The organism is Leclercia adecarboxylata (assembly GCF_006874705.1).
In the GTDB taxonomy this organism is placed as follows: Bacteria; Pseudomonadota; Gammaproteobacteria; order Enterobacterales; family Enterobacteriaceae; genus Enterobacter; species Enterobacter adecarboxylatus_C.
The window spans coordinates 54,699-64,226 of sequence record NZ_CP035381.1 but is presented as its reverse complement, the minus strand read 5'-3'; the positions used below and the strand labels follow the sequence as shown (position 1 = coordinate 64,226).

Below are 9,528 nucleotides of genomic sequence, written 5' to 3'. Positions count from 1 at the left end.
TCGCGCGCTTGCTCTGCTCAAACGCGAAGGCCGGTGCCCGTCTGACGTTGAACACCGACAGATTAAGTACCGGAACAACGTGATTGAATGCGATCATGGCAAACTGAAACGGATAATCGGCGCCACGCTGGGATTTAAATCCATGAAGACGGCTTACGCCACCATCAAAGGTATTGAGGTGATGCGTGCACTACGCAAAGGCCAGGCCTCAGCATTTTATTATGGTGATCCCCTGGGCGAAATGCGCCTGGTAAGCAGAGTTTTTGAAATGTAAGGCCTTTGAATAAGACAAAAGGCTGCCTCATCGCTAACTTTGCAACAGTGCCGCGCGACGAGCAGCAGCACCAGGAGCAGAAGCACGTCGAGAAAAAGCAACAGCAGATCGAGCAGCGCCCACGGCGGGCCGCTCGCATCGGATAAGTCGAAAAATCCGGCTAAAGTGGCCGAGCTGCACATCAGGCCGCGCGGTTTTCCTCCCTGATCGCCGGCGCGGTTTCTTCCTCCCTGAACCGCATGCAGACTTGCCGCCTCGGACACCCCGAGGCGGTTTTTTTTCGCCTCGCTCGAGCATCGCCGCATCCGACGATGCCGAGACGACCAGGCCGCGCACGTCGAGCTGCAGCATCGCCATTGCCGACGATGGCACCAGGTCGCCGGCGGTGGCCACCGACCTCGAGCTCGCATCGCCACATCCGACGATGCGCGCCGGCGTCGACCATCGCCAGGTCTGACGATGGCGGCCGCCCTGCCCTGGATCTCGCATCGCCATTTCTGGCGATGAGATCCACGGAGCGGCCATTTAGACCCGCCAATAACGACCCGGCCAAGATAAATCGCATGACGGCCTTTTTGGCCGGGGGTAGCATGACCGGACACTTTGCGTATGCCCAAAGGAGCCCGCAAGTATGCGCAGGACGAAGCCAGTAGCCGCGCCGATGGTGGCGCGGGTCTATCTGCGCGTCAGCACCGACGCGCAGGACTTGGAACGCCAAGAGGCGATCACTACGGCCGCGAAGGCCGCCGGCTACTACGTCGCCGGCATCTACCGTGAGAAGGCATCCGGCGCACGCGCCGACCGGCCTGAGCTGCTGCGCATGATCGGCGACCTACAGCCCGGCGAGGTGGTCATTGCCGAGAAGATCGACCGCATCAGCCGCCTACCTTTGCCCGAGGCCGAGCGCCTGGTGGCCTCGATACAGGCCAAAGGCGCAAGCCTGGCCGTCCCTGGCGTGGTCGATCTATCCGACCTGGCGGCCGAGGCCCAGGGCGTCGCCAAGATCGTGCTGGAAGCCGTGCAGATCATGCTTTTTCGCCTGGCCTTGCAGATGGCCCGCGACGACTACGAGGACAGGCGCGAACGCCAGCGCCAAGGCATTGAGTTGGCCCGCCAGGCCGGGCGGTACAAGGGCCGCCGTGCTGATCCGAAGCGCCGCGCCCAAGTTGTCGCGCTGCGCAAGTCCGGCTACAGCATCAACAAGACCGCCGAGCTGGCCGGGTACAGTGCGGCCCAGGTGAAACGGATATGGGCCGAGGTCAGCCAGGCCGAAGCGAAGCAGCACGGCGCGTTCGTGGAGGACGCATTGACGGAAGCCGATGCCCTGGCCGCTGTCGGCCAGGATGAGCGCCAGGAGGAAAGGGCATGAAGAAGCCGAACCAAGACGACGAGCCGTTTTTCATCACCGAGGAGATTGCGGCCGAAATGATCGCCGGCGGCTATGAGTTCGAGCTGCCGCCCATTCCTTGCACCATCCGCCTACGCGACGTGCTGGAGCGCATGACCGATGCTGAGCTAGCATTGCAGCCGGGCGAGATCGCCGACCAGGAGCGTGAACGCTGCCGGCGCAAGCCGTGTTCAACCTCATGATCTGGTCATGGTATTTTTCATGGCACTGAGCCTGATAGTTCTTGCAAATTGTTGTCACTAAAGGGTTTTGTGTGCTTGTTTACAATCGAGTGGGAGTGACGGGCACTGGCTGATACCAAGTGCCTTGGCCGCATGCCGAAAATTCAGATGCTCGGCGACGGCGATGAACTGAACAAGGGAAATGAGCGGTATCCTGCCAGACAGGATACCGACATTCACGAGGTTTCGATGGTTAGTGCGCCGCATCGGAGCGGGCCTGCTACCAGTCGTCGGTTAGACGACTGGCGACTTCTCGGTGGCAGCCCCACGGAGCCGAAGGAGCACCAGCCCCAACGAAACCAGTACCGCCATCGCCGTGGCGTAACAGATCACGGGCCACGCTGTGTCACCGTTTAAAAGTGCCACCGCCAATGTCCCGACAATGCTGACTATCAGGCTTTGAACGCAGAAGTAGAACGCGACCGCTGATCCCGCGATGTCGTCGAACTCTGCCAAAGCGCCGTTCGCGGTAACGGACACCGTGAAGACAATACCGACCGCGACAACCCACATCGGTAGGATGAAGGTGAGGAATGACGGCGAGCCGTAAAGTTCGCCGATCCCCAACAGGACCGCTCCGCAAACAAGCAACGCCATCCCACGCGCCACGCATCCTGCGATGCCCCATCTGGCGACAAAGGACTTCGCGAAACGGGTTGTCACGATCATTACAAGCGCGACAGTGGCGAAGGCAAAGCTGAATCCGATCTCGGAATATTCCGCTTGGCCTATGAGCACACGGGGAGCCGTCGAGAAGAAGACGAAGTAGGTGCCCATACCGGCGCTAAAGCCGACAGTGTAAACCCAAAAAGCCGGACTCGCGAAGATCGGCAAGACAGATCGGCGCGTCTTGACTTGATCCAGAGGGCGGGTTTCGTGCCACCTGAAACCCGCATTTAGGAGTGCGAGCATCGCCAGTATAGCCAAAGTAATGAATATCGCCTGCCATCCCAAGAACTCGCCGATCAATACTCCGGCGATAGGGCCGAGCGCAGGCACGAACGCCAGCATCGAACTGAAAAGGCCGTAGATGACGACACCCTCAGGACGGTTGGCATAAACGTCGCGAACCGTCGCGAACGTCGCCACCAGCATGGCCGACGCGCCCACTGCTTGAAGTAGACGGAAAGCGACAAAGGCCGGTGCAGTTGAAGACCAAGCTGCTCCCAGAGACGCAATGACGAAAGCCGTTGCGCCCGCAAGTAGAATTGGCCGTCGCCCGATTCTGTCTGAGAGCGGACCAAAAATCACCTGGCCCACGCCGAGCATCACCATATAGAGGCTCAACGTGAGTTGGATCATAGCGGGCGTCGTGTTCAGGATGCCGGGCATCGCTGGAACGACAGGGAGATAAATATCCATCGCCAGTGAAGCGAGGATGTCGAAAGGAGCCATCAGCAGCAGTGCTGCCGGCAGCGTATAGGCCCACGCGGGGCGTGTGGTGGTCATGACGAATCAACCCTCGATTAAGGAATACCGGGCGACGTCTGCTCGTCAGCAATCAGATGAGACTAGCCTTACAGAGCGCCGCAACAACAATACTGGTTGTTGCGGCTTACTTGTCTGCTGACTTGGAATTTCCCATCTGATTACTCCACGCTTACGAATATGAATTGCTACATTTTATCCGATTATCTTTTGCTTCGCAATGCGGCATGGGCGCACTCAGCGTTCCAGCCCCCTCTGCCGCCCTAACTGCCACGACACCGACCCGCCCTGCACGATGCCCATAACCTCGCGGCCGAGTTGGCGGTCGATGATCGGCCGCCACGGGACAAGGGTGAACTCATGGGATTTCTCGACCACGGCGAACTTGCCGCTCGATAGATGCACGGTTCCGGTAAACTTGCCGCTGACGCTCTCGCCGTCCGTGGCGGCGCGGAACGGCAGGCCCTTACTCAAAGCCATATCCGATCCGACGCCGGCTACCTCGCGCTCCCGCAGGATGGCGAGAAGGTTGCGCCGGTAGAAGACGCGGCTGTCCCGGCTGCGGGTGGCGTCGCCCTGTTCGATATGGTGCTCGCGGCGCTGGTCCATGGCTTCGCGGACTTGTTGCCCGAAGCCGGTTGGCGCAAGGTCGGCCGTCTCGCCGTGGATCAGCCGCCGGTCCAGCCAGGTCGCGCCGTCCGATCCGATCTGTTTGTTCAGATCGACCGGGGAAAGGACGCGAACGCTGGCCTGACTGTCTCGGCCGGCGTCATGGGCGGCGGCACGGCTGACCAGATCATCGGGGATGCGCCATTGGTCGGCGTCGATCCGCTCGACGATACCGGCCCGGCGTAGCGCCTCCAGCCGGCGCACATGGGCATCGACATAGCCCTCATAGTCGCCGCCTGGAACGCGGCACGTATAGGAAGAATAAACGCCCTTTTCACCCAAGTCCAACAGCTTTGGACCGCAGTTGACTCTTTCGACACCCCTGCGATGCAACCCAATCCGGCTGACGGGGAGCCAGCAACGCTGAAAATTTACCCTCCTCTTTCCCACTAGCGGCTCCTTTTCCGACAACCAGCACGGCGGATCCCTGCCGCGGCGCTGTGAACGCAGCATTTTGATTGGTATCGTTGGCCTTCAGGCTCGTCAGTCAAACAGACCCAGGAGCAGCTCAGCCGGTGGCGCCCGGCTTTCGGGTAACGCCCTGGTCCCGCTGGTTTCGGCTTTGTGCTTCAGGTGATCAAGGATCTGCTTGATCACTATAGGGTCTTCAATGCAGGCGATGACTTTCATGGCGCCGCCGCAGCCGCTGCAGGTCTCGATGTCGATATTGAAAACACGCTTGAGCCGTTGCGCCCATGTCATCGACGCTCGCCGTTGTGCTGGTGTTGCCGGTTCATCAGCCACCCTGACCTTGTTGCCCCTGCCCCGTTTTGCCGGCGTGACCAACGCCCGGTGCCGACTGTTGGGTGCGAACACCCCGTGGAAGCGGGTTAGGTTGACTCTGGGCTTCGGTACCAGGGCGGCCAGCCTTGCAATGAAATCCAATGGTTCGAAAATGACGTGCGTGGTGCCGTCCCGGTACGGCGTCTTGAGCTGGTAGCGCACGTTGCCGCCTCGTGTTAACGACAGCCGCTTCTCGGATACCGCCGGGCGGCTGATGTACCGGCACAGCCGTTCGAGCTTCTTGCGTTCATCGGCCCTGGCCGCCACGCCGGCGTGCAGGCTGGACCCGGCTACCTTGCCAATCCCGTCACCGAACGGATCACCACTGGTCGGCAGAGTTTGCAAAGTGAACACCTTTCGCCCCGCCTGTGAACCGACAGCGATACGGTAAGTGATCGAGTGCCCCAGCAGGGGTGTCATCGGGTCGTCATCCACCGCATCCGAGGCCAGATAGCTGTTTTCGACATCCCGTTCCAGCAGGCCTTGCCGTTCCAGATAGCGACCCACCCGGTGGGCGATGGTGTGCGTCAGCGGCACTGTTGCAAATAACCACGAATGGTAAGCTGAAGACTGTTTTAGCTAAAGGTGCAGCATATGAATCCTTTCCATGGTCGGCATTTTCAGGGCGAAATCATTCTTTGGGCTGTGCGCTGGTATTGTAAATATGGCATTAGCTATCGTGAACTGCAGGAAATGCTGGCCGAACGGGGTGTGAATGTTGATCACACGACTATTTACCGTTGGGTTCAACGTTATGCTCCTGAAATAGAAAAACGTTTACGCTGGTATTGGCGTAATCCTACAGATCTGAGCTCGTGGCATATTGATGAAACCTATGTAAAAGTGAATGGACGATGGTCTTATCTGTATCGTGCAGTCGATCAACGTGGCGATACCATTGATTTTTATCTTTCTTCTAGACGTAATACCAAATCAGCATATTGTTTTCTTGGAAAAATTTTAAATAATGTGAAGAAGTGGCAAATTCCACAAGTGATCAACACGGATAAAGCACCCACATATGGACGTGCTTTATCACGGTTAAAACGGGAAGGTAAATGTCCACCAGACCTTGAGCACAGGCAGATTAAGTATAAAAATAACGTGATTGAATGTGATCATGGCAAGCTAAAGCGGATCATCAGGGCCACATTAGGATTCAAATCTATGAAGACGGCTTATGCCACAATTAAAGGTATTGAAGTCATGCGTGCACTACGTAAAGGACAAGCATCGTCATTTTATTATGGTCAGCCTCAGGGTGAAGTGTGTCTAATCAACAGGGTTTTCGGTCTCTAAGTACTTTTTAAAGGGAACATCATCGACTCAAATCTCTATTTGCAACAGTGCCAAAAAAACCAACTTCAAGTTGGTTTTTCTTTTTTAATCATCAGTGGCGACCTTAACACCATATCCAATTAAACCTGCAAGGCTAGCATAGGCTATTTTGGCATAAATCGAACCCCACCAGACCGTAATTTTACTGGCACCAAATTCCCGAACCGTTTGCCCCATAAAATTAGTGGTTTCATAGAAATTTTTAGCAGAATAACCTAACGCAATATGATCAAGGACAGGGAATAAACTAAAAGCTAAACCTACTGCTGCTGCGGGGAAAGTAAACTCTCTTGATAGACCGAATTTTCCAGTAATAAATACAAGCGATACCACGATAATTAATCTAATGATAGTCCATAGCATCACTGTGAAAGGCAAGTTAAAGATGCCTGCTCCCTGCCACGCAAGACCGCAAACAACTAGGGGTCGTCTCAGAAAACGGAAAATAAAGCACGCTAAGCCGGTTGCAGAGGCCGTAGCGGCCTGAACTTCCCCGCGCCGATCTTGGCGCTGCTGCGCCATAGGTAATCACCGGTCAGGTTGATGTGCTCCCAGCCGAGTGGCGACAGGTACTGCAATAGCGAGTCATCGACGGCATGACCATTGCCGCGCAACGCATGCGCCGCACGCTCCAGGTAGACCGTGTTCCACAGCACGATGGCCGCCGTCACCAGGTTGAGGCCGCTGGCCCGGTAGCGCTGCTGCTCGAAACTGCGGTCACGGATTTCACCAAGGCGGTTGAAGAACACGGCACGGGCCAGCGCATTGCGCGCCTCGCCCTTGTTCAGCCCGGCATGCACGCGGCGGCGTAGCTCGACGCTTTGCAGCCAGTCGAGGATGAACAGCGTGCGCTCGATGCGGCCCAACTCGCGCAGCGCGACGGCCAAGCCGTTCTGGCGCGGGTAGCTGCCGAGTTTCCTGAGCATCAGCGAGGCCGTCACCGTGCCCTGCTTGATCGAGGTGGCCAGCCGCAGGATTTCGTCCCAATGGGCGCGGACGTGCTTGATGTTGAGCGTGCCGCCGATCATCGGCTTGAGCGCGTCATAGGCGGCATCGCCCTTCGGGATGTAGAGCTTGGTGTCGCCCAGGTCGCGGATGCGCGGCGCGAAGCGGAAGCCCAAGAGGTGCATCAGGGCGAAGACGTGATCGGTGAAGCCCGCCGTGTCGGTGTAGTGCTCCTCGATCCGCAGGTCGGATTCGTGGTACAGCAGGCCGTCGAGCACGTAGGTTGAGTCGCGCAGGCCGACATTGACCACCTTGGTGTGGAATGGCGCGTATTGGTCGGAGATGTGGGTGTAGAAAGTCCGTCCTGGGCTGCTGCCATATTTTGGGTTGATGTGCCCCGTGCTCTTTGCCTTGCTAGCGGTTCGGAAATTCTGTCCGTCCGATGATGATGTGGTGCCATCGCCCCAGTGCCCGGCAAAGGGATGCCGAAACTGAGCGTTGACCAGTTCAGCCAACGCTGTCGAGTACGTTTCGTCGCGGGTATGCCAGGCTTGCAGCCAAGCGAGCTTCGCGTAGGTCGTGCCGGGGCAGGACTCGGCCATCTTGGTCAGGCCCAGGTTGATCGCGTCGGCCAGGATCGTGGTCAACAACAGGTTCTTGTCCTTGGCCAGATCGCCCGATTTCAAGTGCGTGAAGTGCCGGGTGAAGCCCGTCCACTCATCGACTTCGAGCAGCAGTTCGGTGATCTTGACGTGCGGCAGGACCATGGCTGTCTGGTCTATCAGCGCCTGCGCGGTGTCGGGCACCGCCGCATCCAGCGGCGTGATCTTCAAGCCCGACTCGGTGATGATGGCATCCGGCAGGTCGTTGGCTGCCGCCATGCGGTTGACGGTGGCAAGTTGTGCTTCCAGCAGCGTCAGCCGCTCATGCAGATATTGTTCGCAGTCGGTGGCCACGGCCAGCGGCAATTCGCTGGACTGCTTGAGGCTGGTGAACTTCTCGGGCGGTACCAGGTAGTCCTCGAAGTCCTTGAACTGGCGTGAACCCTGCACCCAGATGTCGCCCGAGCGCAGGGAGTTCTTCAACTCGGACAGCGCGCACAGTTCGTAGTAGCGCCGGTCGATGCCGGCGTCGGTCATCACCAGTTTCTGCCAGCGCGGCTTGATGAAGCCGGTCGGTGCATCGGCTGGCAGCTTGCGGGCGTTGTCGGTGTTCATGCCGCGCAGCACCTCAATGGCATCAAGCACGTTTTTGGCGGCGGGCGCGGCCCGCAGCTTGAGCACGGCAAGGAATTCCGGTGCATAGCGGCGCAGGGTGGCGTAGCTCTCGCCGATGCGATGCAGGAAATCGAAGTCATCGGGTTGCGCGAGCTTCTGCGCCTCGGTGACGCTCTCGGCAAAGGAATCCCAGGACATGACGGCCTCGATGGCGGCAAACGCATCGCGGCCTGATTGCTTGGCGTCGATCAGCGCCTGACCGATGCGCCCGTACAGACGTACCTTGGCGTTGATGGCCTTGCCTGACGCCTGGAACTGCTGCTGATGCTTATTCTTGGCAGCGTTAAACAGCTTACCCAGGATGCGGTCGTGCAGGTCGATGATTTCGTCGGTGACGGTGGCCAGCGCCACGAGAGTGGCGTAGCGCCGTTGCGGCTCGAATTTGGCCAGGTCGGCGGGTGTCATCTGGCCGCCCTCGCGGGCAATCTTGAGCAGGCGGTTCTGGTGAACCAGCCGCTCGATGCCGGTAGGCAGATCGAGTGCCTGCCATGCCTTGAGGCGTTCGATGTGTTCCAGCATATGCCGCGAATTTGGCTTGGCCGGAGACTGGCGCAACCAAGCCAACCAGGTCGTCTTGCCGTTGTCCCGGCGCTTGAGCAGATCGTCGAGGCGGCGGCGATGCGCGTCCGCCAGTGGTTCGGCCAAGGCGTCGTAGATGCGCCGGTTAGCACGGGTGATCGCCTCGGCACTCGCCCGCTCGACGGCGTTGAGGGCGGGCAGAATGACCGACTGCCGCCGCAGGTGCCCGATCAAGGCGCTGGCCAGCACGATGCCTTTGTCGGTTTGCATCGCCAGCTCGGTCAGCATCTGGACGGCCTGCCGGTAATGGCTCATGGTGAAGGGCCGGAAACCGAACACGGTTTGCAGCTCGCTCAGGTGCTCGCGCCGGGTCTGCTCCCGCTGGCCGTACTCGTTCCAGCTTTCGACGCCGACCTTGAGCTGGTCGGCGACCAGCTTCAACAAGGGCGGGAACGGTAGTTCATCGACGCCCAGGATGACGCCGGGAAAGCGCAGGTAACAGAGCTGCACCGCGAAGCCCAGCCGATTGGCTGGCCCGCGCCGCTGTCGGATGATCGAGAGGTCGGTATCGTTGAATGTGTAATGTCGGATCAGGTCGTCCTTGGAGTCCGGCAACGCCAGCAGGCTTTCCCGCTCGGCGGCGGACAGGATGGAACGACGTGGCAT

Annotated in this window: 9 protein-coding genes and 2 pseudogenes; 5 read left to right on the top strand and 6 right to left on the bottom strand. The window is 58.9% G+C overall.

What is annotated here, in order from left to right; translation table 11 throughout:
- Window positions 1-13: 13 nt before the first annotated feature.
- The 4 genes from ES815_RS24095 to ES815_RS00980 all read left to right on the top strand — a co-directional run bounded on the left by ES815_RS24095 (window position 14) and on the right by ES815_RS00980 (window position 1,864).
- The gene (locus ES815_RS24095; RefSeq protein WP_004173785.1) at window positions 14-274 is read left to right on the top strand and encodes a DDE-type integrase/transposase/recombinase; all 261 of its coding nucleotides are present in this window, start codon (window positions 14-16) and stop codon (window positions 272-274) included.
- 5 nt (window positions 275-279) lie between these two features.
- On the top strand, window positions 280-420 hold the full coding sequence (locus tag ES815_RS23715) for a hypothetical protein (RefSeq protein WP_001044210.1): 141 nt from the start codon (window positions 280-282) through the stop codon (window positions 418-420).
- A gap of 485 nt (window positions 421-905) precedes the next feature.
- Window positions 906-1,643, top strand: coding sequence for a recombinase family protein (locus ES815_RS00985; RefSeq protein WP_001446887.1), 738 nt, complete (start codon window positions 906-908; stop codon window positions 1,641-1,643).
- A complete protein-coding gene (locus ES815_RS00980) occupies window positions 1,640-1,864 on the top strand; it encodes a hypothetical protein (RefSeq protein ID WP_000743213.1) in 225 nt (74 codons plus the stop codon). The genes ES815_RS00985 and ES815_RS00980 overlap by 4 nt, the downstream gene beginning before the upstream one ends.
- 105 nt (window positions 1,865-1,969) lie before the next feature.
- Here ES815_RS00980 and ES815_RS24090 read toward each other — a convergent pair.
- The 4 genes and pseudogenes from ES815_RS24090 to ES815_RS00960 all read right to left on the bottom strand — a co-directional run.
- A pseudogene (locus ES815_RS24090) lies at window positions 1,970-2,110 on the bottom strand (LysR family transcriptional regulator); the annotation flags it as partial.
- Between the two features lie 27 nt (window positions 2,111-2,137).
- Window positions 2,138-3,352, bottom strand: coding sequence for a chloramphenicol/florfenicol efflux MFS transporter FloR (floR, locus tag ES815_RS00970; protein ID WP_000214122.1), 1,215 nt, complete (start codon window positions 3,350-3,352; stop codon window positions 2,138-2,140).
- Between the two features lie 216 nt (window positions 3,353-3,568).
- On the bottom strand, window positions 3,569-4,453 hold the full coding sequence (locus tag ES815_RS23920; RefSeq protein ID WP_001447541.1) for a DUF3363 domain-containing protein: 885 nt from the start codon (window positions 4,451-4,453) through the stop codon (window positions 3,569-3,571).
- 30 nt (window positions 4,454-4,483) lie between these two features.
- Window positions 4,484-5,314 (bottom strand): annotated as a pseudogene (locus tag ES815_RS00960) (IS91-like element ISVsa3 family transposase); the annotation flags it as partial.
- Between the two features lie 63 nt (window positions 5,315-5,377).
- Here ES815_RS00960 and ES815_RS00955 point away from each other — a divergent pair.
- On the top strand, window positions 5,378-6,082 hold the full coding sequence (locus ES815_RS00955; RefSeq protein ID WP_001067784.1) for an IS6-like element IS1006 family transposase: 705 nt from the start codon (window positions 5,378-5,380) through the stop codon (window positions 6,080-6,082).
- Window positions 6,083-6,166: 84 nt separating this feature from the next.
- On the opposite strand, the gene ES815_RS00950 is transcribed toward ES815_RS00955, so the two are convergent.
- Entirely contained in the window at window positions 6,167-6,643 is a 477-nt protein-coding gene (locus ES815_RS00950; protein ID WP_223171565.1) for a hypothetical protein, read from the bottom strand.
- Window positions 6,577-9,528, bottom strand: a complete 2,952-nt coding sequence (locus tag ES815_RS00945) for a Tn3-like element TnAs3 family transposase (protein ID WP_015344976.1) — start codon at window positions 9,526-9,528, stop codon at window positions 6,577-6,579. The genes ES815_RS00950 and ES815_RS00945 overlap by 67 nt, the downstream gene beginning before the upstream one ends.